Raw genomic sequence first — 22,354 nt, forward strand, 5'->3', positions numbered from 1 at the left:
CGATCAGACCGGCGTGACCTGAGCGACCAGCCAGCGGTTGTCCGCCTTGTCCAGGGTGACCCGCACCCGGCTGCCCGAGGTGGCGCCCTCAGGTGAGTCCTTGCTGGTGGTCAGCTGGTTCAGGTACAGCAGGACGACGGCGTGTTCCGGATCCGCCGAGACCACGCCCTCGGCCTGGGTGGTGGCCTTGACGGTGAGCTGCTTCTCCTTGGCGCCCGGCGCGATGGCCTGCTCGATCAGCTTCAGGTAGTCGGCCCGGAACGACTCGGTGAGATTGTCGGCCGCCCTCGGCAACTCGGTGTCGACGGTGGCGGGCTCATAGGTGAACATCGCGCTCACCGTCCGGCTCGCGGTGCTCATCGCGTCGGTGCGCGCCTGCTCGGTCTTGTCCTGCTGCCACAGCTGATACCCGCTGACGCCCAGGATGACGGCCGCGATCACACCAGCCGCCGCGAGGGCGCCGAAGACGATCTTGATTCGCTTGCTCATCCCACGAACTCCACTTTCGACACGGTCATCCCGGAATCGCCCTTCGACACGGTGATCCGGAATCGATACTGGCGCGACTGCGGTTCGGCCGACCCGGTGTTGCTCACCATCTGCTTCGCGGCCACCAGCACCTTCGCCGAGTTCTCGTCGACGGACTCGATCCCCGACTCGACGACCTCGCCGGTGGAGACCACCTTCGCCTGCTTCACCACATCCATGAACGGGTCGACGCGACCGTCGAACTCGTTCTTGAACTCGCCCGAGGCCACCGCCAGAATCCGGTCGATGTCCTCCTTGGCGGAGTCGGCGCGGATGGTGGTCAGGTTGATGACCGCCTGCCGGGCGGTCTGGGTGTATTGCGCGCGCAGATCCTCGTCCTGATTGCCCGACCGTGCCGCGAGCGCAGTGAACGTGGCACCGACGACCAGCGCCAACACCAGCACCGCGGCGGCGGCGAGCCCGATGATCTGCCCGAGCCGCGTCAGCTTCGCATCTTCTTCGTCGAGCTCGGCCGAATCATCGTCGGCCTCCTCGTCCACCACCGCGGCCTTCGTCAACTCCACAGGAGCCGCGACTACGGTGGCTTCCTCGGCCGTAGCCACCTCGGCATCGGCCACCTCGGCCGATTCGACCGCACCCGCGTCGACTGTCACGTCGACGACCTGCACATCCTCCACCGGCGGACCCGCCGACCTAGCTGCCCGCCGACGCGGGCGGCCGTTGTTGCTTTCACTCATCTCTGCTGCTCCTCCAACATCGCCTGCCAGCTGGCCGGGACAGTGCCCGAGCCATCGGAGGCGATATCACCTTGGCGGTACATGCGTCCGTCCGGGCCAAGATAGCTGCCCGTGGACGGATCATAGGGGCGCGCGGCGGCGGGGGTGACTCCGCCGGTGGACGCACCGGTGGGGGCCGAGGCCGGGGCTACCGGCTGCGGCGCGCCGAACGGCGGGTTCGTGCCCTGCGGCACGTACCCCGTCCGGCACAGTTCGGGAGTGGGCGCCCGGACGCCGGGATACTCCATGCACGGACTGTTGCGAATACCGCGCACTTCGATCGGAGAATCCTGAGCTACCTTGCAGTACAGCCCTTCCGGAGTGTCGATCGGGCTGAAATCACTCGGCTCACGCCACTGGTCGGCGGGCAGGAAGCCGGTGGTGCAGGCGGGCGGGTCGTGGACCACGGTCATGAAGTCGACCATCGCGCCGTACTTGGTGGGTCCGCGCAGGACCGTCCGCAACGCCGCGATCAACGGCGGGAAGACGACCAGAAGTTGTTCGAGACCAGCGTGATAGGTCACCCCCACCTGGCCGAGGCTCACCAGATTGCCCGCCAGCAGCGGCAGCGTCGGACGCAGACTCTGGAACTGCTCGGTCACCTTTTGCATCGCGGACGGGCTGTCGCGCAACAGGTTCCGCAGGGTCGGGTCGGACTCGCGGAGCTGATCGGTGAGGGTCGCGAGATCTGTTGTCCAGGAACGAATATTGGCATCGGACTGGACCTGGGTGTCGAGCAGCGGACCGATCTGATCGAGCAGTTTCTTCGTCGGTTCCACATCGGTTTCGGCCTGCTGCACCAGCAGCGCCGCCGAGTCGATGAACCGCTGCAGGTCGGGGCCCGCGCCGTTGAACGCCAGGAACGCCTCGTCGATCACCTGGCGCAGCCGGGTATCGGCGACGGTCGAGAGCAGCTTGTCGGTCTGGTCGAGCAGCGAGCCCACGTCCTGAGGCAGCTTGGTGCGCTGCACCGGGATCACCGAACCGTCGCGCAGGTCGCCCGAGGTGGAATTCGCCTCCGGCACCAGGTCGACGTACTGCTCGCCGATCGCTGAAACACTGCGCACCCAGGCGATCGAGTCCGACGGCACCTTGTAATCGCTGTCGATCGACAGGTCCGCCTCGACCCCCGCCGTGGTGAGCCGCACCGCCTCGACCTTGCCGATATTGGTGCCGCGGTAGGAGACATTGGCGGTGGGATACAGCCCGCCGGTGGCGGCGAGCTGGACCGTCACCCCGTAGCGGCCGATCCCGAACATCGCGGGTAGCTGGATGTATGTCCCGCCCATCACGACGAGACCGACCACGGTGAGTACCGCGAAGATCACGAGCTGAACGTGGACGAACCTGGTGAGTTTCATCGTCCCGCCCCTTCCTGGCCGGGCAGCGGCACGGTGATTCCGGGGATGGAGGGCAGGCCGGGAATGGACGGCAGTCCGGGCAGGGTCGGCGTCGGCGCCGCACTGGGTGCGGGTGCCTGCGGGAGCTTCGTCGGATCGCCCGCGTCGGTCGCCGTCGTAGGCGCGAAACTACCGAGCACGCCCTCGACCCCACCGAAGCGGCCGCCGAGCGGAGTACCGGTGAGCCAGTTGCTGTCCAAGCGCTTACCGGTCAGGTCGAAGGTGATGTAGAGGTTGAGGTAGTCACCCTTGATCGCGTTGCCGATGTTCTTGATCGGGAACGGGAAGGAGGGAATGATGCCCATCGCGTCGACGAGGTTGGTGCCGGTGTTCGCCAGGGTCTCCAGCACCGGGCCGAGGCTGGCCAGGTTGGCCTTCAGATCGTCACCGCTGGTCTGGATGATCCGTTCGGTGACATCGCTGAGCTCACCCAGCGCGGTGACCGCCCTGGTGATGTTGGCGGTGCGGTCGGCGAGCGCGGTCAGTGCCGGGTGGATATCGTCGATCGCGCGGGCCAGCACGTCCTTCTGGTCGGCGAAGTTGCCCGCCAGCCGGTCGAGGCCCTCCATCGCGGCGATGATGTTGCCGGTCTGCCTGTCCAGGCCGGTGGTCAGCTCGTTGAGCTGCGGCAGCAGGTCGGCGATCTCGGCCTCGCGACCGTTGAGCGCCGCGTTCATCTCCCTGGTGATGGTCTCGAGCTGGGCGATGCCGCCGCCGTTGAGCACGACCGACAGCGAAGACAGCACCTGCTCGGTGGTCGGGTAGGCGCCTGCCCGCTCGAGTGGGATCACGTCGTTGTTTCGCAGTTGCCCCACGGCGGGCGTATTGGTGGGGGCGGACAGTTCGACGTGATTGCTGCCGAGCAGGCTGGTCTGCCCGATCTTGGCGATCGCGTTGGCGGGCAGTTTCACCTCGGGATTCAGCGACACCGTGACCAGCGCGTGCCAGCCCTCGACGTCGATCCCGGTGACATTGCCGACCTCGACGTCGTCCACGCGCACCGGCGAATTCCGGGTCAGCGTGGTGACATTGGGCATCTGGATCCGCACCGTGTACGAACCGGGGCCGGAGCCCTCGGAGCCGGGCATGGGTAGCGAGTTCAGCCCGTCCCACTGACAGCCGGTCGCGCCGAGCGTCACGGCGACGCCCACCGCCAACCCGGCGAGCATGCGTTGGGGCGTCATCGTTGTCCTCCTGGAACCGCGAGTCCGGCGAGACCGTTCGGCACGGTGATCGGAGCCGTCGCCGGGGACGCAGGCGCGGACGGCACCTCCGCGGCCAAACTCGGCGGGCTGTACGTCAACTGGCCGGGCAGGGCCTGCGTGCCGCCGACCGGGTTGAGCATGATCGGCACGTAGTTCATCGCCAGCGAACTGATCACCGGAGCGATGAATTCCGCGCACAGATCCGCCGACCGGTCCGAGTCGTTGTGCTCGAGCGCGCGGATGGAACCGCAGAGGAAGGTCAGCGGGCTGGACGTATTGTTCAGTGACACAGAGCCGCTGAGCGAGCCCTGAGCCGGCTTGTAGATCTGGTAGAAGTTCACCAGCGCGGTCGGCGCGGAATGCAGCAGCCGTTCGATCTCCGGCCGCTTGTCGACCAGCGTCTGGGTGACATCGGCGAGCCGCTCGACACCGTCGGTGAGCTCGGCGCCACTGCCTTCGAGGAAGCGCTTCACATCGGCGAGCGCCACATCCAGACTGTCCAGTCCCGCACCCAGCTCCTCCGACGCACCCGCGAGTACCGAGGCCACCGAGGCCAGGCGGCCGCCGAACTGCACGATCTGCTCGTTGCTCGCCGAGAGCACCTCGACGAACTTCTGCAGGTTGCGGATGGTGCCGAACAGGTCGGTTCGCCCGTCGGACAAGGTATTCAGCGTCGCCGACAGTTCGTGCAGGGTGTCACGGAACTTCTGTCCGTTGCCGTCGAGGTTGTTCGCGGCAGTGTCGACGAAACGCCCGAACGAGCCCTGCTGGTCGTCGCCGACCGGACCGAGAGCGGTGGCGAGATTGGAGAGTTCGGCTTTGATGTCGTCCCACTCCACCGGGACCGCGGTGCGCTCGATCGGGATCTGTGCGCCGTCGGCCATCTTCGGGCCACCGTCGTAGGCGGGCGCGAGCTGGATGAACCTGGCCGACACCAGCGAAGGTGCGATCAGCACGGCGCGCGCGTCGGCCGGCAGGTCGATGCCGCGGTCGACGGACATCCGCACCTGTACCCGGCCCTCGCCGGGCTCGATCGAGTCGATCTTGCCGATCTTGACTCCGAGCATCCGCACCTCGTCGCCCGCGTACAGGCCGGTGGTCGAGGTGAAGGCGGCGGTGATCCTGGTCTTGCCGATGCCGAGGGTGGTGTAGACCCCGACCGCGACCAGCGCGACGATCACCACCACGGCGACCGCGAGCGTCCAACGCGGCACGCCACGGACTTTCGATGCGATACCACTCATCGCGGCGGATCCTCCTCGGTCGGCACGATGCTCGGCGGCGCCGGGTGCGTGAAGATGTCGATCAGGTCCTGCGGCAGGTGCTCGGGCCAGACCAGCGCGTCCACCAATGGACGCAGCTCGGTACTCGTCGCGTTCACCACGTAGGCGTTGAACCACGGACCGTTGCCGACCTGCTCGCCGAGTGCCGAGGCGTAGGGGCCGATACCCTCCAGCGCCTCCGACAGGTTCTCCTTGTTGCGCTGCAACAGGCCGAGCACCGAATTGAGCCGGTCCAGTGTCGGTTTCATCTGCGCCTCGTTGTCGGCGACCAGCCCGGAGAGCTGCTTGGCGACCGAGTCGACGTAGACGATCAGCTGATTGATGGCGGCACGGCGGTTGTCGAGTTCGCCGAGCAGGTTGTTGCCGTCGAGCAGGAGCGCGTTGAGCTGCGAACTACGGTCGGCCAGCACCTTGGTGACGTTCTGCGCCCGGCCGAGCAGATCGGTGAGCGCCTGGTCGCGCGTATTGATGCTGCGCGAGAGCGCGGTGACGCCGTCGAGGGCGTTGCGCAACGGGCCCGGTGTATCGGCGAAGGCGGCCGAGAGCACATCCAGGGTCTTGTCGACCTGATCCATGTCGAGATCGCGGACGGTCGCGCCGAGGTCGCTGAGTGCCTCGTTGAGCGAGTACGGCGAGGTGGTCCGGTCGAGCGGGATGGTGTCGGAGGTACGCAGCGCGCCCTGTCCGGTCGGCACCACATCCAGGGACTTGCGACCGAGGACCGTGTTGGTCTTGATCGCGGCGGATGTCTTCTGGCCCAGCACGATCGACTCGTCGAGGGTGAACTTCACCAGTACCTTGGGACCGTCGAGCGAGACCTGGTCGACTTCCCCGGAACGCACGCCGGCCACGTGCACCGGGTCGCCCGGCACCAGCCCGCCCGCGTCGACGAAGAACGCGGTGAAGGTCGCGCCGGAGCGGATGAACGGCAGCTTGGTGTACTGCAGGGTGGCGAGCGAGATCGTCACCACCAGCACAATGCCGACGATGCCGATGGTGACGGCCGACGACTTCTTCTCACTCATTGGGCGTACACCTTCCGGTCGCCTGCAGGCCCGGCGCCTTCACTTCCATCGGCTGACCGTTCGGGCCGTCGACAACGAAGTTGGTGCCGCAGATGTACAGCTGCAGGAACGAACCGTAGGCGCCGACGCGGACGAGTTGCTTGTAGGTCTGCGGCAGCTTCTCGAGCACCCACTGGAGGTGGTCGGAGCCGTTGTCGAGGTTGGTGGCCAGCCTGCCGGTCTGCTCGATCGTGTTGCGCAGGTCGGGGCGGGCGGTGGTCAGCAGGTCGTTGAGTTCCTTTGTCGCACCGGCGATCCGCGGTAGCGCGGCGCCGATCGGGTCGCGTTCGGCGGCCAATCCGCTGACCAGGCGCTGCAATTCGTCGATCGTGGTGGCGAACTGCTCGTCGCGGTCGTCGATGGTGGCCAGCACGGTGTTCAGGTTGTCGATCACGCTGCCGATCAGGGCATCGCGGTCGGCGAGGGTCTTGGCGAAGCTGCCACCGCTGTTGAGCAGCGAGACCAGGGTGCCGCCCTGGCCCTGGAAGATCTGCAGCAGCGCCGAGGTCAGGTCGTTGACCTGACCGGGATCGAGCCCACGCAGCAGCGGCTTGAAGCCGCCGAGCAGCAGGTCCAGATCCAGTGCTGGCGTGGTCTGCTCCTTGCCGATGGTGGCGCCGGCGGGCAGCTCGCGGGCCGAGCCCGGACCTTCCTTCAGCTCCAGGTACCGGTCACCGACCAGGTTCTCGTACTTGATCGCCAGGCGGGTGCTGGAGAGCACCGAGTACTTGGTGTCCACGTCGAACTCGACATGGGCGAGATCGTCGTCGCCGACCTTCACCGAGGTCACCGAGCCGACCGGCACACCCGCGATCCGCACCTTCGACCCCGGCAGCATGCCCGAGGAGTTGGTGAACACCGCCTTGTACCCGTTCTCGCTGGAGAACCGTGCCTGACTCAGCACGATCGCCAAGCCGGCGAACACCAGCGTCATCACCACGGTGAAGATCGCGAGCTTGACTGTCGTCGCCGTGTTTCTCACCGTGTCACTCCCGGCAGTCCTTCCAGCAAGAGCTGGAAAACCTTTGGTGCGCTGTCGTTCAACGCGAGCGGCGCGGTACTGGGTGTGTACACCGTGCCCTGACTGGTATCGGTCACCACATAGTTCGAGTGGCTGTCCGGTGCGCGGGTGACCACGCCCTCACAATGCGGTCCGCCGGTGGCGTTCACCTTGGGCAGGTCCTTGGGGTAGGTGTAGGGCTTGGAGCCGGGCATGAGCGAGGCGTTCATACCGACGCCGGGCAGCACGCCGCCGAATACCTCCTCGGCCAACGGCATCAGCGGACCGAGGCCGTTGATGATGCAGCTCAGCGCGGGCGCGTACTCGAACAGCAGGTTGGTCGTCGGCCGCAGCAGGTCGAGCGCGGTGACGAGGTCGGATTCGTTCTCCCGCAGCACCGAACCGGTGGTATCGGACAGCCCGATCACGTTCACCAGCACATTGTCGAGCTCGGCTTGCATCTCCGACAGCGTCTTCGCGGTGACCGTGGCGTTGTCCACGGTGCGCAGCAGCGCGCCGGAGGCATCGGCGTAGATATTGGTCACCTGGGCCGTCTTGTCCAGATCCTGTTGCAGCGTGGGCAGATAGGGGTTGATCTCGCGCAGGTAGCGATCCGAGCGGACGAGCAGGTCGCCGAACTTGTCGCCGCGGCCCTGCAGTGCGGTGCCGAGCGCGGTCAGCGTGGCGTTGAGTTTCTCCGGTTCCACCTGGGCGAGCACATCGGACAGGTGCTGGAACAGGGTGTTGAACTCCACCGTCACCGACGTCGCCGCGACCGTGCTGCCCGGCTTCAGCGGGCTGGACGACGGCTGTTCGGGGACAACGAAGTTCACGTACTTGGCGCCGAACACCGTGGTCGAGCGAATGTCGACGCCCGCGTTCGACGGCACCAGCTTCAGCTGTTCGGGGTCGACCTCGAGCATGATCTGCGCGCCGTCGTCGCGCAGGTTGATCTCGGCGACCCGGCCGATCTCGACGCCGCGCACCTTCACCTTGGCGTCGGGGTCGAGCACGAGGCCCGAGCGGGGAGCGTCGACCAGCACCTTGGCGGTGGTGGTGAACGCGCCTTGGAAGAGGGCGAACGCGAAGGCCGCGAGCCCGACGAGCAAGCCGACCATCGTGAGCGCGGCGAGCTTGCGCCCGAGCCCGCCCTGCAATGCGGCAACGATCCGTGAAGTGTCCATCACGCTATCCCGAGAGGTGGAAGTTGCCGGAGGTGCCGTAGATCGCCAGCGAGATCAGCAGCGTCACTGTGACGACAGCGATCAGCGACGACCGCACCGCGTTACCGACCGCGATGCCGACGCCGACCGGACCACCCGCGGCGTGGAAACCGTAGTAGGTGTGGATGAGCATCACGGCCAGTGCCATCACGATCGCCTGCGCGAACGACCACAGGATGTCGCTCGGGATGAGGAAGGTCGAGAAGTAGTGGTCGTAGACGCCTGCCGACTGCCCGTAGATCACGACGGTCGCGAACCGGCTGGCGATGAACGAGGCGATCACCGCGAGCGCGTACAGCGGCACGATCGCGATCATGCCCGCCAGCACCCTGGTGCCGACCAGGAACGGAATCGGCCGGATCGCCATGGATTCCAGCGCGTCGATCTCCTCGGCCACACGCATCGCGCCCAGCTGCGCTGTCGCGCCGGCGCCGATCGTGGCGGCCAGACCGATGCCGGAGATCACCGGTGCCGCGATGCGCACATTGATGAGGGCGGCGAAGAAGCCGGTCAGGGCCTCGACACCGATATTGCCGAGCGAGCTGTAGCCCTGCACCGCGATGGTGCCGCCTGCCATGAGGGTCAGGAAGCCGACGATCACCACGGTGCCGCCGATCACGGCCAAAGCGCCGCTGCCCATGCTGATCTCGGCGATGAGGCGGATGGTCTCGGTGCGGTAGTGCACCAGCGCGCGCGGCACCGAGCCGAGCGCCTTGATGTAGAAGATGGCCTGATCGCCCAGGGAATCCACCGATTTCGACATTCGGTCGAAACGGCGGACCGTGCGCGGGAACTTACTGCGAACTATGAATGCCATCGTGGTCACCGCACCGTGAATTTCAGGCCGATCGCGGTGACAACGACATTCACCACGAACAGCGCCATGAACGCGAATACCACTGTTTGGTTCACCGCGTCACCGACGCTCTTGGGTCCGCCTTTGACCTGGAGCCCGAGATAACAGGCGACCATTCCGGCGATCAAGCCGAACAGGCCCGCCTTGATTTCGGAGATGATCAGCTCGGACAGATTCGTCAGCAGCGGAATCCCGTTGACGAACGCGCCGGGGTTCACGCCCTGGAGGAAGACCGAGAACACGAAGCCGCCGGCGATGCCGATGGTGCACACCAGGCTGTTGAGCATCAGTGCCACGAACATCGAGGCGAACACGCGCGGCACGACCAGTCGGCTGACCGGGTCGATGCCGAGCACCTTCATCGCGTCGATCTCTTCGCGAATCGTGCGTGCGCCCAGGTCGGCGCAGATCGCGGTGGCGCCCGCGCCCGCCACGATCAGCACCGTGACGATCGGTCCCACCTGGGTGACGGCGCCGAACGCGGCGGCCGCGCCGCTGAGGTCGGCGGCGCCGATCTCGCGCAGCAGGATGTTGAGCGTGAAGACCACCAGCACCGTGAACGGGATGGCGACCAACAGCGTCGGCACGATCGAGACGCGAGCCACGAACCAGGCCTGGTCGATGAATTCGCGCCATTGAAATGGCTTACGGACGGTGGCGCGTGCCACTTCCGCGCCGAGTTCGAAGAATCCGCCGACCGCCCGCAACGGGACAGCAAGGAGGTTGTTCATACCGAATCCTCCTCTTTCGACGGGCGGACCGATGTGTCCGCGTACCCGTACTTCACCGCCACCCCGATCTGAAGACTGCCCAAAGACTAGAACATGTTCCTACTAATGTCTGCCATATTCGTAGACTCAGAGCAGGACTTTTTCTCGTAAAACGCTGTCAAAACTGAAACGGATACTTATTCAATTCGGCGACCTTCCTGTGAGGCGGCACACACCCCGACGGTCATGTCTACCAATACCTGGACTGGTGATCAACACGACAGGCGAGACAAATCCGGCGGGGTATGCGGTCAGCCAACATCAGGCAAACCGTGGACTGGACTGCTCAGCCCAGATCGCGGAGGTCGCGCGCCGAAAAGGTGTGATCCGCAGGGCGCTCTGCGAAGTAGCCACCGAGGGTGGCGGCCAGGTCGGCCTCGGACCATTCGGCACCCGCGGCATCGAATCGCCGCTCGACCGTCGGCGCCGCCATCAGCGCCACCATCGGTCCGTAGACGACGAAGACCTGACCGTTCACGGCATCGGCCGCGGGCGAGGCGAGGTAGGCCACGAGCTTGGCCACATGTTCGGGCGCCAGCGGGTCGACCGCGCCTTCGGGCGCGTCGGCGAAGACCGCCTCGGTCATCGCGGTCCTGGCCCGGGGGCAGATCGCGTTGGCGCGCACGCCGTACCTGGACAGCACGCGCGACGCGGTGAGCGTGAGGGCGGTGATGCCGGCCTTGGCCGCACCGTAGTTCGCCTGGCCTTCCGGTCCGAGCAGGCCCGCCTCCGAGGAGGTGTTGACCAGCCGGCCGTAGACCGGCTCGCCCGCCGCCTTGGATGCCGCGCGCCAGTAGGCGGCCGCGTTGCGGGTGAGCAGGAAGTGTCCGCGTAGATGCACCGCGATCACCGCGTCCCAGTCCTCGTCGGACATGTTGAACAGCATGCGGTCGCGGGTGATGCCCGCGTTGTTGACGACGATGTCGAGCCCGCCCAGCGATTCCTGCGCGGTCGAGACGAGCGCGTCGGCCGTCGAGCGCTCGGCGATGGAGCCGCCGACGAATTCCGCCTTGCCACCGAGCTCGCGGATGGCGGCGATGGTCTCGGCCGCCGCGTCCTCGGTCAGGTCATTGACGACCACCGCCGCACCGGCCGACGCCAGCGCGAGAGCTTCGGCCCTGCCGAGCCCGGCGCCCGCACCGGTCACGATGGCGACCCGGCCCTCCAATGAAATCTGCGTCACACTCATTCGGCCGACTCTAGAACGTGTTCCACCATCCGACAAGAGCGGATCACGCCAACCTCAGCGCGGCCTTGGGGCACTGCGCCACGGCCTCCTCCGCATCGGCGAGGCGATCGGGCGCGACATCGCCCTCGGCGACGGTCAACATGTCGTCGTCATCAAGTTCGAACATGTCAGGGGCGATTCCTACACAGACGCCGTTCGCTTCACATCGGTCGAAATCGACGATGATCTTCATGAGAACTTCCTTCCACACGGTCTTCGCGACACTAACCCAGACAGCCTGGTCCCCGAAGCGGAACAGGCACCGAATCACCATCAATACTGGAACATGTTCCAGTTCATATGCAATGATCGGTTTCGGCGGGGCTCACCCCCTGCGCCCCGCCACCCGCCCTTTCAGCTCGACACCGAGGTAGGAAGCATGCGCGTCGCGTATACGCCGCAGCAGGAAGAATTGCGCGCCGAGCTGCGCGAATATTTCGCGAAGCTGATGACACCGGAACGTCGCGCGGCGCTGAGCATGACGACCGGCGAATACGGCTCCGGCAACGTGTACCGCGAGGTCGTGCGCGACATGGGCCGCGACGGCTGGCTCACCCTGAGCTGGCCCAAGGAGTACGGCGGCCAGGACCGCACCACGATGGATCAGCTGATCTTCGTCGAGGAAGCGGCCATCGCGGGCGCGCCGGTTCCCTTCCTGACGCTCAATTCCGTGGCGCCGACGATCATGCAGTACGGCACCGAAGAGCAGAAGAAGTTCTTCCTGCCCAAGATCGCCTCCGGTGAGCTGCACTTCGCCATCGGCTACTCCGAGCCGGGCGCCGGTACCGACCTGGCCTCGCTGCGGACCACCGCGGTGCGCGACGGCGACGACTTCGTCATCAACGGCCAGAAGATGTGGACCAGCCTCATCGCCTACGCCGACTACATCTGGCTGGCCGTGCGCACCGATCCGGCCGCCAAGAAGCACAAGGGCATCACGATGCTCATCGTGCCGACCGATGTCGACGGGTTCTCCTGGACGCCGGTGCACACGATGGCCGGGCCCGACACCAGCGCCACCTACTACCAGGACGTGCGGGTGCCCGCCTCGTCGGTGGTCGGTCCCGAGAACGGCGGCTGGTCGCTCATCACCAATCAGCTCAATCACGAGCGAGTCGCCCTCACCTCGGCGGGTCCGCTGAGCCTCGCGGTCGCCCAGACCGTGGAGTGGGCACGGGAAACCACCCTGCCCAACGGCAAACGCGTGATCGACCAGGAATGGGCCCGGCTCAACCTGGCTCGGGTGCACGCCAAGGTCGAATACCTCAAGCTGCTGAACTGGGAGATCGCCAGCCGCGCCGATCAGGGCGGCGAGGCCGCGCCGAAGCCGTGGGACGCCTCCGCCTGCAAGGTCTACGGCACCGAACTCTCCACCGAGGCCTATCGCCTGCTGATGGAGGTCGTCGGCCCCCACGCGTACCTGCGCCAGGACTCCCCCGGCGCCGCACTGCTCGGCCGGCTCGAGCGGATGCACCGCGCCGCACTGATTCTCACCTTCGGCGGCGGCACCAACGAGGTCCAGCGCGACATCATCGCCATGACCGCCCTGCGCCAGCCCGCGTCCGCCCGCTGATTCCGAAAGCCGGTATCTCCCCATGGATTTCACTCCCACCGAAGCCCAGACCGATCTCGCCCGGCTGACCGGCGAGATCTGCGCCAAGCTGGTCACCGCCGATCGGCTGCGCGAACTCGACACCGCCGCCCGCTTCGACGAGCAGCTCTGGAAGTCGCTCGCCGAGACCGGCGTGCTGGCCGCCGCGCTGCCGGAAGCCCTGGGCGGCAGCGATTTCGGCATGCTCGAGCAGACCGCGATCCTGCGTGAACTCGGCCGCGTCGTCGCCGCGGTGCCCTACCTGTGGTCGATCGTCCTCGGCGCGGGCGCGCTGGCGAAGTTCGGCAATGCCGACCAGCAGCAGCTGGCCGCGCGCGCGGGCGCGGGCGAGATCGTGCTCACCGCCGCGCTGGCCGAGGAACTGCGCGCCACCACCGACGCACCCGGGATCGTCGCCCAGGCCGCCGGCGCCGGATGGACGCTCACCGGTACCGCGACCACGGTCGCCGTCGCCGATCGTGCCGAACGAATCCTGGTGCCCGCCATCACCTCTACCGGTGTCGGCGTGTTCGTGGTCGATCCGGAGCACGCTTCGGTCACCCGCACCGCCCAGCAGGTCGTCGACCTGAGCCCCGAGTTCGCCGTCGACCTCGCCGCCACCCCCGCCGAACTGCTCGGCAGCATCGAGGCGGGCGCCGACATCCTCACCTGGCTGCGCGAACACGCCTGGCTCGGCCTGTCGGCCCTGCAACTCGGCACGCTGGAGCGCGCACTCGAGCTGACCGCCGAGCACACCCGTACCCGCGAGCAGTTCGGCAAGCCGATCGGCTCGTTCCAGTCGGTCGCCCAGCGCCTGTCCGACGCCTACATCGACATCGGCGGCCTTCGCCTCACCGTCACCCAGGGCGCCTGGCGCCTGTCGGAGGACCTGCCCGCCGCCGAGGCCATCCACATCGCCAAGTTCTGGGCGGCCGAGGCCGGACACAAGGTCGCCCACACCGTGGTCCACGTCCACGGCGGCCTCGGCATCGACCGCGACCACATCACCCACAACTACTTCACCGCCGCCAAGCACCACGAATTCGCCCTCGGCGGCGCAACTCCCCACCTCCTCGCCCTCGGCGCGGAACTGGCGAACTAACTCTTGGCCGACAGTTCGTACGAACTGTCGGCCAAGATGTACAATTCAAAGCATGACTGCAGCCCCCTCGCCCGAGAACTGGGAACTCCCGGTAAGTGAAGCCAGGGAGCGCCTCGCCGAGGTGATTGCGGCCGCCGAGAGCGGCACCGTCGTGCACTTGACCCGTCATGGCCGCCGCGTAGCGGCCGTGGTGCCGGATTCGATGGCCGAGACCGCAAACAGCCAAGTCCGCGCACTATCGCGACAATTCGCCGAGCGTCACAGGAGCCTGCTCGACAGGCTCGCCGAGTGAGCGAAGCGGAGATCTACTACCTCACGGTCGCCGACCTGCGAGCAATCGCCGAGGATGTGGCAGGGCCGTACGTCGTACGCGACGCGGGACTGCTCGCCTCGGCGGCCGCGCGCCCGGCAACCACCGTGTTCGGGACCGACGCCTACCCAGGCATCTGGGAGAAGTCCGCAGCGCTCCTGCATTCGATCGCAGCCAACCACCCACTCGTCGACGACAACAAGCGTCTTGCCATCGCTGGCGCGATCGTCTTCCTGGCCTACAACGGCATCGACACGAGCTCTCTCGACGAAGACCTCACGTACAACCTCATGATCGACGTCGCCAGTGGCGCAGTGATCGATGTTCCCGAGATCGCATCCCGTCTCGCTACCGCTTTGAAGCACTGACCACCGACTCTTGACGCCGTAGGCCGGCCGCGCCTCAAATGGCGTCGCAAGGCACCGATGCACTCCTGCTTACCGATGGAGATCCAACCCCGAAGTCAGGTAGCGCTGCAGGGTGGGGGCGAGGTCGGTGACGATCTGCTGTGGCGTAAGCGCGACTACCGGCGGCAGCCGCAGGACGTACCGACACAGGGCCAGGCCCAGGAGTTGAGTGACGATAAGCGCGGCACGACGCGGGGCGTCTGCGGGGGTGCCGAAGCGGAGGACGGCGGGCAGGACCTGGTCGGCGAAGATCTCACGGAAGCGGGCCGCGACCGCCTCGTCGGTGATCGAAGAGCGGAGCAGGATCAGCAGAACGGTGTTGTCGTTGCCCTCCCAGATCTCGAGGAAGCGGCGGATCATCAACTCGCCCATGGCGTTCGGGTCGGCGGCACTCAGGTCGGGGAGGTCCAGGTCGATCTGAGCGGCGGCGGCGAAGAGGCCGTCCTTGCTGCCGAAATAGCGCATCACCATCGAGGGATCGATCTCGGCGTCGGCGGCGATCGCGCGGATCGTGGCCTTGGCGTAGCCGTCGGCGGCGAAGCGGGCGCGAGCGGCCTCGAGAATGGCGGCCTTCGTCGCGTCGGAACGACGGGTGGGAATCTCCTGGTCAGGCATGTCAACAATTGTAGGCCAACAACTGTTGACTTTCATCCGTGAGCGGGTTTACCGTTATGCCTACAAGCGTTGGCAAACAAGCGTTGACCAGGAGTCGAAATGCCCGCCACCTCACTTCCCGAAGCCACCTCCGTCGTCATCGTCGGCGCGGGTCCCGCCGGGCTCACCGCCGCGATCGTGCTCGCCGAAGCCGGCGTCGACCATGTGCTCATCGATCGACTCGGCGAGGGCGCCAACACTTCTCGGGCCGCGGTGGTGCACGCCAGGACACTCGAGGTGCTCGACGGGCTCGGCATCACGAGCAAGCTCGTCGAACTCGGAATCCAGGTGCCCACCTTCAAGCTCCACGACGGCGCGAAGACGTTGGCCACCATCGAGTTCGGCGATCTCCCCACCGCCTTCCCGTACACGCTGATGGTGCCGCAGGACGTCACCGAGCAGGTGCTCCTGGACCGGCTGCACGAGCTGGGCGGCACGGTACACCGGCCGCTCACCGTCACCCGGGTCAGCGACGAGAACGACAGCGTCACTGTCGAATACGTCGACGAGAACGACCAGGGCGGCGAGATCGAGGCCGACTATGTCATCGGCGCCGACGGCATGCACAGCGTCGTGCGCGAGCAAGTGGGCATCGGCTTCACGGGCGATACCTACCCCGCCTCCTTCGTCCTCGCCGACGTCCGCATGAGCTGGCCTACCCCGCGTTCGGAAGTGTCGCTGCACCTCTCCCCCGAAGGCGTCACCGTGGTCGCGCCCCTTCCCGACGACGCGCACAACCGCTACCGCGTCGTCGCCACCGTCGACGACGCCCCGGAACACCCCACCCGCACCGATATCCAGACCCTGCTGAACACCCGCGGCCCAGCGGGCGAGATCCACGTGGACGAGGTGCTGTGGAGCTCCCGATTCCGGGTCCACCACCGCGTAGCCGACCAGTACCGCGCAGGCCGCGTCCTCCTCGCGGGCGACGCCGCCCACGTCCACAGCCCCGCAGGCGGCCAGGGCATGAACACCGGCATCCAGGACGCGGCACTCCTGGGCTCTCTGCTGGCGAAAGTCGACGCAGGCGAACCGGATTCGATTCTCGACACCTACGAAACCACCCGCAGGCCCATCGCACTCGACGTCGTCGCCTTCACCCACCGCATGACCTCGATGGCGACCCTCCAGTCCGCCCCGGCACGCACCGCCCGCAACACCGCCTTCCGCCTGCTCACCCGCATCCCCGCGGTCCGCGCCAAGCTGGCCTACCAACTCTCCGAACTCGGCAACCGCTGACCGGAACCCGTTTCCCCACCACCGATTCCGAACACGACGAAAGCCCGCCCGGCGACGCTGCCGGGCGGGCTTGTTCGTATCGTGCGGGTACTACGCCGAGCCCGCCTCCGCGTGCTCGTCCGCAGGCCGCTCATCGGTCTGCGACTTGGCCCATCGGTAGTCCGGCTTGCCCGCGGGCGAGCGCTTGATCTCGTCGACGAACCACAGGCTGCGTGGCTGCTTGTACGACGCGATCTCCTGGGCCAGTACCGGTTTCAGGTCGGCCAGGGTGGGGCGGTTCTCGCCACGACACTGGACGACGGCGACCACTCGCTGGCCCCAGCGGGCGTCCTCGACCCCGACCACCAGCGCGTCGAAGATCTCGGGGTGCGCCTTGAGAGCGCCCTCCACCTCTTCGGGGTAGATCTTCTCGCCACCGCTGTTGATGCTCACCGAACCACGGCCGAGCATGGTGACCGAGCCGTCCTCCTCGACGCGCGCGTAGTCGCCGGGGATCGCGAAGCGAACGCCGTTGAACTCCTTGAACGTCGCGGCCGACTTGACCTCGTCCTTGTAGTAACCGAGCGGGATGTGCCCGCTGCGCGCCAGCAGGCCGACGACGCCGGAACCCGGTTCGACCGGATTGCCTTCCTCGTCGAGCACCTGGGTGGCCGCGTCGATCTTCACCCGGGGACCACCGGTGTGGGTGGCGCCCTTGGCGACCAGGGAGAGTCCACCGAAACCGGTCTCCGAGGAACCGATGGAGTCGGAGATCATCCGGTTGGGCAGCACCTCGAGGAACTTGTCCTTGAGCGACGGCGAGAACAGCGCCGCACTGCTGGCCAGCACGTACAGGGTCGAAAGATCGTAGGGCTCACCGGTTTCCGGGTTGCCTTCGGCCAGCGCGTCGAGCATCGGGCGCGCCATCGCGTCGCCGGTGATGAAGATCAGGTTGATGCCGTGCTTGTCGACGGCCTGCCACACTCCGTGCCCGCTGAACTCGGGAATCATCACGGCCTTGCCACCGCCGAACAGGCTGTGGAAGGTGGCCCACTGCGAGCCGCCGTGGATCATCGGCGGAATCGGGAAGCGCACCATCTGCGGGTTGGCCGCGCCGACCTTGGCCAGCTCCCACTCGTCCTTGGTGTACTCGCCGGTGACGAAGTTGATGCCGGCGCCGAGCACCCGCCAGACATCCTCGTGCCGCCACATCACGCCCTTGGGCAGGCCGGTGGTGCCGCCGGTGTAGAGCATGTAGATGTCGTCGGGCGAGCGCTCCCCGAAGTCACGTTCACCCGACGAATCGGCCAAGGCCGCTTCGTACTCCACAGTGTCCGCGCCGGTGGGCCCATCGGTGCCGTCCTCGACGACGATCACCGTCTTCAGGGCGGGCACCTTCTCCCGAACCGCCGCCACCTTGTCGGTGTAGCGGCGCTCGTGGATCAGCGCGACCATGTCGGAGTTGTCGAAGATGTGCAGTAACTCGTTCTCGACGTAGCGGAAGTTGACGTTGATCATCACCGCCCGCGCCTTGAAGACGGCAACCATCGCCTCGACGGCCTCGACGGTGTTCCTGGAATAGATTCCGACTTTGTCGCCGGGACGCACACCCTGTTCCAGCAGGTAGTGGGCCAACTTGTTGGCCCGCTCCTCCAGTTCGGCGTAGGTCGACTCTCGATGTTCGCCGACCAGCACGATCCGGTCGGGCATCAAGTCGACGGCATGTTCGACGAGATCGGCTATGTTGTAGCTCACAAGGACAAAAATAGAACGTGTTACTGTTTCTGACAAGACTCAACTTGTCAGGAGTACGAAAATGGCCCACTGCCTGGTCGAGAAACGCGACCATGTCCTCATCGTCACCATGAACCGCCCCGAGGCGCGCAACGCCCTCTCCGGCGAGATGATGGCGATCATGCGCGACGCCTGGGACCAGGTGGACAGCGATCCCGACATCCGCGTCGCGATCCTCACCGGTGCGGGCGGGGCCTTCTGCGCGGGAATGGATCTGAAGGCGATGAGCTCGCAGCATCCCGGGGACACCGCCTCCTCCGGCAGTTGGGACCCCGCCTACCTCCCCGCGCTGCTGAAGGGACGGCGACTGGCCAAGCCGCTGATCGCGGCCGTCGAGGGCCCCGCTATCGCCGGTGGCACCGAGATCCTGCAGGGCACCGACCTGCGCGTGGCCGGGGAAAGCGCGAAGTTCGGCGTTTCCGAGGCCCGCTGGGGCCTGTTCCCGCTGGGTGGTTCCGCGGTGCGGCTGGCCCGGCAGATCCCGTACACGGTGGCCGCTGATCTGCTGCTGACCGGTCGGCACATCACCGCTGCCGAGGCCAAGGAGATCGGCCTGATCGGACACGTCGTCCCCGACGGAACCGCCCTCGACAAGGCCATGGCACTGGCAGGCCAGATCGCCGACAACGGCCCGCTCGCTGTCCAGGCGATGCTGCGCACCCTGCGTGAAACCGAGGCCATGCCGGAGAACGAGGCGTTTCCCATCGAGGCGAAGATCGGCATCGAGGTGTTCCGATCAGCCGACGCCAAGGAAGGGCCGCGAGCCTTCGCCGAGAAGCGCAAGCCGAACTTCACCGGCTCCTGACACGCCGCCGGGCGCCGGGCTCGGCGCCCGGCGGCCTGATGGCGGTGGGGCCTACGCGCCCGGGTAGTTCATGTAGAACGGCTCCCACTGGTGGCCGTCGGGGTCGAGGAAGGTGCGGCCGTGCATGCCGACCTGGGCCTCCTGGGCGCGCTTGTCCTCGTTGGTCTGCTCGGTGGCGCCCGCGGCGACTGCGGCGTCGGTCAGCGCGTCGACCTCCTCGGCGCTGGCCAGCGACAGCGCGTACCCGGCGGCGGCGGTGTTGATGGTGTCGGCGATCGGACGCGTGCTGAAGGTCGAGAAGAACGGCTTGGTCAGCAGCATCAGGCAGATGTTGTCGTCGATGACGATGCACGACGCGTTCTGATCGGTGAAATCCTCGTTGACCTTCCAGCCCAGCGCCTCGTAGAAGCTCTTCGAGCGGTCGAGGTCGGCGACGGGGAGGTTGATGAAGATCATCTTGTTGCTCATGGGATTCAGCCTTTCGGGGCGTCGTTGCGGTCTCGAACATGTAGACGTGGCGGTCGACGCGGATTCATCGCATCGGCGCGAAGTTCGCGAAATCGCGATAGTCCGTTTTCGCCTCTGTCGGCTGTCGGACCCCTGTGGCATCGTGAAACTATGAGCGACGCCACAACCGCCACCACCGGCCCCGATCCCGCTGTACTCGCCGAATTCGAGACGCATCGGCGCGAGTTGTGCGCGTATGCCTACCGGATGCTCGGGTCCTCCTTCGAGGCCGAAGACGCAGTGCAGGAAACCTTTACCCGCGCCTGGCGCTCCTACGATTCCTTCGAGGGCCGCGCGAGCCTGCGCTCGTGGCTCTACAAGATCGCCACCAATATCTGTCTGGACATGCTCGACCGTCCCCAGAGTCGTGCCAGACCGATGGATCTCAACGGGCCGGGCCGCCCGGATTCACCGCTGCCCATGCCCCAGCCCGACTACGTATGGATCGAGCCGATCCCGAACGCGCTGGCCTTCGGCGCAGACCCGGCCGACCACGCCTCCACCAGGGACACGCTGCGCCTGGCGTTCGTCGCGGCCTGCCAGCACCTGCCCGCCACTCAGCGCGCGATCCTGATCATGCGCGAGGTGCTGCGCTTCTCCGCGGGTGAGACCGCCGAGGCGCTGATGATGTCGCCGGCGTCGGTGAACAGCGCGCTGCAGCGGGCCAGGGCCACCATGTCAAAGGTGCAGCCGACCGTGTCCGACAGCTTCGACGAGACCGATCCGGATCAGCGCAAACTGATCGACGATTTCGTCAAGGCGTTCGAGGCCTACGACATGGACGCGCTCACCACCCTGCTCAAAGCCGATGTGGCGCTGTCGATGCCGCCGTTCGATCTCTGGATCTCGGGCCCGGAGAACGTGGCCGCGTTCATGCTCAGCACGGGCAGCGCGTGCCGCAATTCGCGGATGGTGCCGCTGGTCGGCGCCAACGGTTCGCCCGCCTTCGGCCACTACAAGCCGAGCGAGGAGCCCGGCGTCTGGGTGCCGTGGTCGATCACGGTGCTCGAACTCGAGGGCGACACTATCGCCGGCCTCAACTTCTTCCTCGACACCCAGCGCCTGTTCCCGCTCTTCGGGCTCGAGCCGGAGTGGCGCGAGCCCGTCTGAGCGGGAACGAAATTCAGAGCAGGCGGCGCTTGTACAGCTTCCCGTTGGGATCGCGGGGCAGCTCCGCACGGTATTCCACCGTGCGGGGCAGCTTGTACTTCGCGAGCTGGCTCGCGGCGAATTCGAGGATGTCGGTGGTGAGTTCGTCGCTGCCCTCGGTGCCGGGCACCGGTTGCACGAACGCCTTCACCTGCTGACCCCAATCCGGGTCGGGCACACCGAGAACCGCCACATCGGCGATCTTCGGGTGGCTCATCAGCACGCCCTCGATCTCGGCCGGGTAGATGTTCACCCCACCGGACAGGATCAGATCCGAACGCCGGTCGCAGAGGAACAGGTAACCGTCGGCGTCGAAGTAGCCGATGTCGCCGACGGTGAACATCTCACCGACGCGTGACTCCTCGGTCTTCTCCTTGGCCTTGTGGTACTCGAAGCTGGATGCGCCCATCTTCATGTAGATCAGGCCCTCTTTGCCCGCGGGCAGTTCGGTGCCGTCCTGCTCGTCGAGCACCTTCACCACCGACCACGGCCACGCCTTGCCCACCGAGCCCGGCTTTTCCAGCCACTCGGCGCCGGTGATCACCGTGCCGCCGCCTTCGGTCGCGGCGTAGTACTCGGTGACGACCGGTCCCCACCACTCGAGCATGCGTCGCTTGGTGTCCGGCGGGCACGGTGCCGCACCGTGGATCATGCTGCGCAGCGAGGACATGTCGTAGCGGGCCCGCACCTCGTCGGGCAGGGCCAGCAGCCGGTTGAACTGGGTGGGCACCATGTGACTGTGGGTGACCTTGTACTTCTCGATCAGCGCGAGCATGCCTTCGGCGTCCCAGCGATCCATCAGCACGAGCTTGTGCCCCATCTGGATCGAGATCGTCGAGTTGTTCAGCACGGCCGTGTGATAGAGCGGCGAACCGCAGATGTGCACGTGATCGTCGTAGGGACCGAGGCCGAACAGGCTGAAGTAGGCCTGGTTCGCCGCGGGAACGACATCGGGATCCGCGCCGGTCAGCGGGCGGCGAACGCCCTTGGGCCGACCGGTGGTGCCCGAGGTGTAGAGCATCGGCGCGCCGATGGACCGCTCGTCCGGACGACCGGTGTCGGCGGCGCCGAGCCAGGACACCGGCCGGAAGCCGGGGATGGTGCCCGCCGAGAAACGGGCGTCGGCGGACAGTTCCGCGAGGTCGGCGGCCTCGGCTGCGGTGTCGGCGAACCGCTCACTGGCCAGGAACGCCGACGCCTCGCTGTCGCCGAGGATGTAGGCGATCTCCGGCGCGGTGAGGTGCCAGTTCACCGCGACGATATAGAAACCGGCTTGGTAGGCGGCGAAGTACGCGGCGATGGCCTCGACCCCGTTGTGCAGCATGCTGACCACCACGTCGCCGGTGCGCAATCCGATGCCGCGTAGCCCGTTGGCGTACCGGTTGGCGAGGGTGGCCAATTCTCGATAGCTGATCTCTCTACCGTCCGGGTCGACGAGGGCGATCCGTTCGGGATCGGCCTCGGCGATATTCCACAGTCCGAGGACTTCCGTTGTCTGCTGGCTCACCCCTCGAATTTAGAAC

The 22,354-nt window shown here is 66.6% G+C and carries 23 protein-coding genes; 7 read left to right on the forward strand and 16 right to left on the reverse strand.

The window, feature by feature from the left end:
• Positions 1-3: 3 nt before the first annotated feature.
• The 12 genes from ACFQ9R_RS12945 to ACFQ9R_RS13000 all read right to left on the reverse strand — a co-directional run bounded on the left by ACFQ9R_RS12945 (position 4) and on the right by ACFQ9R_RS13000 (position 11,487).
• Complete coding sequence (locus tag ACFQ9R_RS12945) at positions 4-489, reverse strand: h domain protein (RefSeq protein ID WP_378631700.1); 486 nt, start codon at positions 487-489, stop codon at positions 4-6.
• Positions 486-1,226, reverse strand: coding sequence for a hypothetical protein (locus ACFQ9R_RS12950; RefSeq protein ID WP_378990630.1), 741 nt, complete (start codon positions 1,224-1,226; stop codon positions 486-488). Before ACFQ9R_RS12950 ends, ACFQ9R_RS12945 begins: the two co-directional genes overlap by 4 nt.
• The gene (locus ACFQ9R_RS12955; RefSeq protein ID WP_378990631.1) at positions 1,223-2,626 is read right to left on the reverse strand and encodes an MCE family protein; all 1,404 of its coding nucleotides are present in this window, start codon (positions 2,624-2,626) and stop codon (positions 1,223-1,225) included. The genes ACFQ9R_RS12950 and ACFQ9R_RS12955 overlap by 4 nt, the downstream gene beginning before the upstream one ends.
• Entirely contained in the window at positions 2,623-3,849 is a 1,227-nt protein-coding gene (locus ACFQ9R_RS12960) for an MCE family protein (protein WP_378990632.1), read from the reverse strand. Before ACFQ9R_RS12960 ends, ACFQ9R_RS12955 begins: the two co-directional genes overlap by 4 nt.
• Positions 3,846-5,114: an MCE family protein gene (locus ACFQ9R_RS12965; protein WP_378990633.1), complete on the reverse strand. Its 1,269-nt coding sequence runs from the start codon at positions 5,112-5,114 to the stop codon at positions 3,846-3,848. The genes ACFQ9R_RS12960 and ACFQ9R_RS12965 overlap by 4 nt, the downstream gene beginning before the upstream one ends.
• Positions 5,111-6,178, reverse strand: coding sequence for an MCE family protein (locus ACFQ9R_RS12970; RefSeq protein ID WP_378631693.1), 1,068 nt, complete (start codon positions 6,176-6,178; stop codon positions 5,111-5,113). Before ACFQ9R_RS12970 ends, ACFQ9R_RS12965 begins: the two co-directional genes overlap by 4 nt.
• Positions 6,171-7,199: an MCE family protein gene (locus ACFQ9R_RS12975; protein ID WP_378990635.1), complete on the reverse strand. Its 1,029-nt coding sequence runs from the start codon at positions 7,197-7,199 to the stop codon at positions 6,171-6,173. Before ACFQ9R_RS12975 ends, ACFQ9R_RS12970 begins: the two co-directional genes overlap by 8 nt.
• Positions 7,196-8,401: an MCE family protein gene (locus ACFQ9R_RS12980; protein WP_378990637.1), complete on the reverse strand. Its 1,206-nt coding sequence runs from the start codon at positions 8,399-8,401 to the stop codon at positions 7,196-7,198. The genes ACFQ9R_RS12975 and ACFQ9R_RS12980 overlap by 4 nt, the downstream gene beginning before the upstream one ends.
• Positions 8,402-8,405: 4 nt before the next feature.
• The gene (locus ACFQ9R_RS12985) at positions 8,406-9,257 is read right to left on the reverse strand and encodes an ABC transporter permease (RefSeq protein ID WP_056819342.1); all 852 of its coding nucleotides are present in this window, start codon (positions 9,255-9,257) and stop codon (positions 8,406-8,408) included.
• A 5-nt stretch (positions 9,258-9,262) separates the two neighbouring features.
• Positions 9,263-10,027, reverse strand: a complete 765-nt coding sequence (locus tag ACFQ9R_RS12990; RefSeq protein WP_358180900.1) for an ABC transporter permease — start codon at positions 10,025-10,027, stop codon at positions 9,263-9,265.
• 325 nt (positions 10,028-10,352) lie between these two features.
• On the reverse strand, positions 10,353-11,255 hold the full coding sequence (locus tag ACFQ9R_RS12995) for a 3-oxoacyl-ACP reductase (RefSeq protein ID WP_378990638.1): 903 nt from the start codon (positions 11,253-11,255) through the stop codon (positions 10,353-10,355).
• 43 nt (positions 11,256-11,298) lie between these two features.
• Positions 11,299-11,487, reverse strand: a complete 189-nt coding sequence (locus tag ACFQ9R_RS13000) for a ferredoxin (protein ID WP_056819344.1) — start codon at positions 11,485-11,487, stop codon at positions 11,299-11,301.
• Between the two features lie 186 nt (positions 11,488-11,673).
• Between ACFQ9R_RS13000 and ACFQ9R_RS13005 the strand changes: the two genes are divergently transcribed.
• The 4 genes from ACFQ9R_RS13005 to ACFQ9R_RS13020 are packed head-to-tail and all read left to right on the forward strand — an operon-like array spanning position 11,674 to position 14,665.
• On the forward strand, positions 11,674-12,867 hold the full coding sequence (locus tag ACFQ9R_RS13005) for an acyl-CoA dehydrogenase family protein (protein WP_378990639.1): 1,194 nt from the start codon (positions 11,674-11,676) through the stop codon (positions 12,865-12,867).
• Positions 12,868-12,889: 22 nt separating this feature from the next.
• On the forward strand, positions 12,890-13,987 hold the full coding sequence (locus ACFQ9R_RS13010) for an acyl-CoA dehydrogenase family protein (RefSeq protein ID WP_378990640.1): 1,098 nt from the start codon (positions 12,890-12,892) through the stop codon (positions 13,985-13,987).
• A gap of 52 nt (positions 13,988-14,039) precedes the next feature.
• On the forward strand, positions 14,040-14,279 hold the full coding sequence (locus tag ACFQ9R_RS13015; RefSeq protein WP_378990641.1) for a type II toxin-antitoxin system Phd/YefM family antitoxin: 240 nt from the start codon (positions 14,040-14,042) through the stop codon (positions 14,277-14,279).
• On the forward strand, positions 14,276-14,665 hold the full coding sequence (locus ACFQ9R_RS13020) for a type II toxin-antitoxin system death-on-curing family toxin (RefSeq protein WP_378990643.1): 390 nt from the start codon (positions 14,276-14,278) through the stop codon (positions 14,663-14,665). Before ACFQ9R_RS13015 ends, ACFQ9R_RS13020 begins: the two co-directional genes overlap by 4 nt.
• 69 nt (positions 14,666-14,734) lie before the next feature.
• Here the strand turns inward: ACFQ9R_RS13020 and ACFQ9R_RS13025 are convergent, their stop codons facing one another.
• Complete coding sequence (locus tag ACFQ9R_RS13025; RefSeq protein WP_378990644.1) at positions 14,735-15,319, reverse strand: TetR family transcriptional regulator; 585 nt, start codon at positions 15,317-15,319, stop codon at positions 14,735-14,737.
• 99 nt (positions 15,320-15,418) lie between these two features.
• Between ACFQ9R_RS13025 and ACFQ9R_RS13030 the strand changes: the two genes are divergently transcribed.
• Positions 15,419-16,597, forward strand: coding sequence for an FAD-dependent oxidoreductase (locus tag ACFQ9R_RS13030; RefSeq protein WP_378990645.1), 1,179 nt, complete (start codon positions 15,419-15,421; stop codon positions 16,595-16,597).
• Between the two features lie 90 nt (positions 16,598-16,687).
• On the opposite strand, the gene ACFQ9R_RS13035 is transcribed toward ACFQ9R_RS13030, so the two are convergent.
• Positions 16,688-18,331, reverse strand: a complete 1,644-nt coding sequence (locus ACFQ9R_RS13035) for an acyl-CoA synthetase (protein WP_378990646.1) — start codon at positions 18,329-18,331, stop codon at positions 16,688-16,690.
• Positions 18,332-18,392: 61 nt separating this feature from the next.
• Here ACFQ9R_RS13035 and ACFQ9R_RS13040 point away from each other — a divergent pair, with 61 nt between their 5' ends.
• Positions 18,393-19,175 carry a crotonase/enoyl-CoA hydratase family protein gene (locus tag ACFQ9R_RS13040; RefSeq protein WP_378913823.1) on the forward strand — a complete coding sequence of 261 codons (783 nt, stop codon included), beginning with the start codon at positions 18,393-18,395 and terminating at the stop codon, positions 19,173-19,175.
• Between the two features lie 51 nt (positions 19,176-19,226).
• Here ACFQ9R_RS13040 and ACFQ9R_RS13045 read toward each other — a convergent pair whose 3' ends face one another.
• Positions 19,227-19,643: a VOC family protein gene (locus ACFQ9R_RS13045; protein ID WP_378990648.1), complete on the reverse strand. Its 417-nt coding sequence runs from the start codon at positions 19,641-19,643 to the stop codon at positions 19,227-19,229.
• Between the two features lie 150 nt (positions 19,644-19,793).
• Between ACFQ9R_RS13045 and ACFQ9R_RS13050 the strand changes: the two genes are divergently transcribed.
• Complete coding sequence (locus ACFQ9R_RS13050) at positions 19,794-20,792, forward strand: sigma-70 family RNA polymerase sigma factor (protein ID WP_378990649.1); 999 nt, start codon at positions 19,794-19,796, stop codon at positions 20,790-20,792.
• A gap of 13 nt (positions 20,793-20,805) precedes the next feature.
• On the opposite strand, the gene ACFQ9R_RS13055 is transcribed toward ACFQ9R_RS13050, so the two are convergent.
• Entirely contained in the window at positions 20,806-22,338 is a 1,533-nt protein-coding gene (locus ACFQ9R_RS13055) for an acyl-CoA synthetase (protein ID WP_378631673.1), read from the reverse strand.
• Positions 22,339-22,354: the final 16 nt, after the last annotated feature.

The sequence above is a fragment of the Nocardia sp. NPDC056541 genome (assembly GCF_042794235.1).
Lineage (GTDB): Bacteria > Actinomycetota > Actinomycetes > Mycobacteriales > Mycobacteriaceae > Nocardia.

What these genes read in the sequence shown, in the direction of transcription:
- ACFQ9R_RS13050 (WP_378990649.1), top strand. Translation starts at nt 19,794, where the DNA reads ATGAGCGACGCCACAACCGCCACCACCGGCCCCGATCCCGCTGTACTC.
- ACFQ9R_RS13045 (WP_378990648.1), bottom strand. Translation starts at nt 19,643, where the DNA reads ATGAGCAACAAGATGATCTTCATCAACCTCCCCGTCGCCGACCTCGAC.
- ACFQ9R_RS12945 (WP_378631700.1), bottom strand. Translation starts at nt 489, where the DNA reads ATGAGCAAGCGAATCAAGATCGTCTTCGGCGCCCTCGCGGCGGCTGGT.
- ACFQ9R_RS12955 (WP_378990631.1), bottom strand. Translation starts at nt 2,626, where the DNA reads ATGAAACTCACCAGGTTCGTCCACGTTCAGCTCGTGATCTTCGCGGTA.
- ACFQ9R_RS12950 (WP_378990630.1), bottom strand. Translation starts at nt 1,226, where the DNA reads ATGAGTGAAAGCAACAACGGCCGCCCGCGTCGGCGGGCAGCTAGGTCG.
- ACFQ9R_RS12995 (WP_378990638.1), bottom strand. Translation starts at nt 11,255, where the DNA reads ATGAGTGTGACGCAGATTTCATTGGAGGGCCGGGTCGCCATCGTGACC.
- ACFQ9R_RS12990 (WP_358180900.1), bottom strand. Translation starts at nt 10,027, where the DNA reads ATGAACAACCTCCTTGCTGTCCCGTTGCGGGCGGTCGGCGGATTCTTC.
- ACFQ9R_RS13015 (WP_378990641.1), top strand. Translation starts at nt 14,040, where the DNA reads ATGACTGCAGCCCCCTCGCCCGAGAACTGGGAACTCCCGGTAAGTGAA.
- ACFQ9R_RS13010 (WP_378990640.1), top strand. Translation starts at nt 12,890, where the DNA reads ATGGATTTCACTCCCACCGAAGCCCAGACCGATCTCGCCCGGCTGACC.
- ACFQ9R_RS13000 (WP_056819344.1), bottom strand. Translation starts at nt 11,487, where the DNA reads ATGAAGATCATCGTCGATTTCGACCGATGTGAAGCGAACGGCGTCTGT.
- ACFQ9R_RS12970 (WP_378631693.1), bottom strand. Translation starts at nt 6,178, where the DNA reads ATGAGTGAGAAGAAGTCGTCGGCCGTCACCATCGGCATCGTCGGCATT.
- ACFQ9R_RS12980 (WP_378990637.1), bottom strand. Translation starts at nt 8,401, where the DNA reads ATGGACACTTCACGGATCGTTGCCGCATTGCAGGGCGGGCTCGGGCGC.
- ACFQ9R_RS13040 (WP_378913823.1), top strand. Translation starts at nt 18,393, where the DNA reads ATGGCCCACTGCCTGGTCGAGAAACGCGACCATGTCCTCATCGTCACC.
- ACFQ9R_RS13005 (WP_378990639.1), top strand. Translation starts at nt 11,674, where the DNA reads ATGCGCGTCGCGTATACGCCGCAGCAGGAAGAATTGCGCGCCGAGCTG.
- ACFQ9R_RS13025 (WP_378990644.1), bottom strand. Translation starts at nt 15,319, where the DNA reads ATGCCTGACCAGGAGATTCCCACCCGTCGTTCCGACGCGACGAAGGCC.
- ACFQ9R_RS12965 (WP_378990633.1), bottom strand. Translation starts at nt 5,114, where the DNA reads ATGAGTGGTATCGCATCGAAAGTCCGTGGCGTGCCGCGTTGGACGCTC.
- ACFQ9R_RS13030 (WP_378990645.1), top strand. Translation starts at nt 15,419, where the DNA reads ATGCCCGCCACCTCACTTCCCGAAGCCACCTCCGTCGTCATCGTCGGC.
- ACFQ9R_RS12985 (WP_056819342.1), bottom strand. Translation starts at nt 9,257, where the DNA reads ATGGCATTCATAGTTCGCAGTAAGTTCCCGCGCACGGTCCGCCGTTTC.
- ACFQ9R_RS12960 (WP_378990632.1), bottom strand. Translation starts at nt 3,849, where the DNA reads ATGACGCCCCAACGCATGCTCGCCGGGTTGGCGGTGGGCGTCGCCGTG.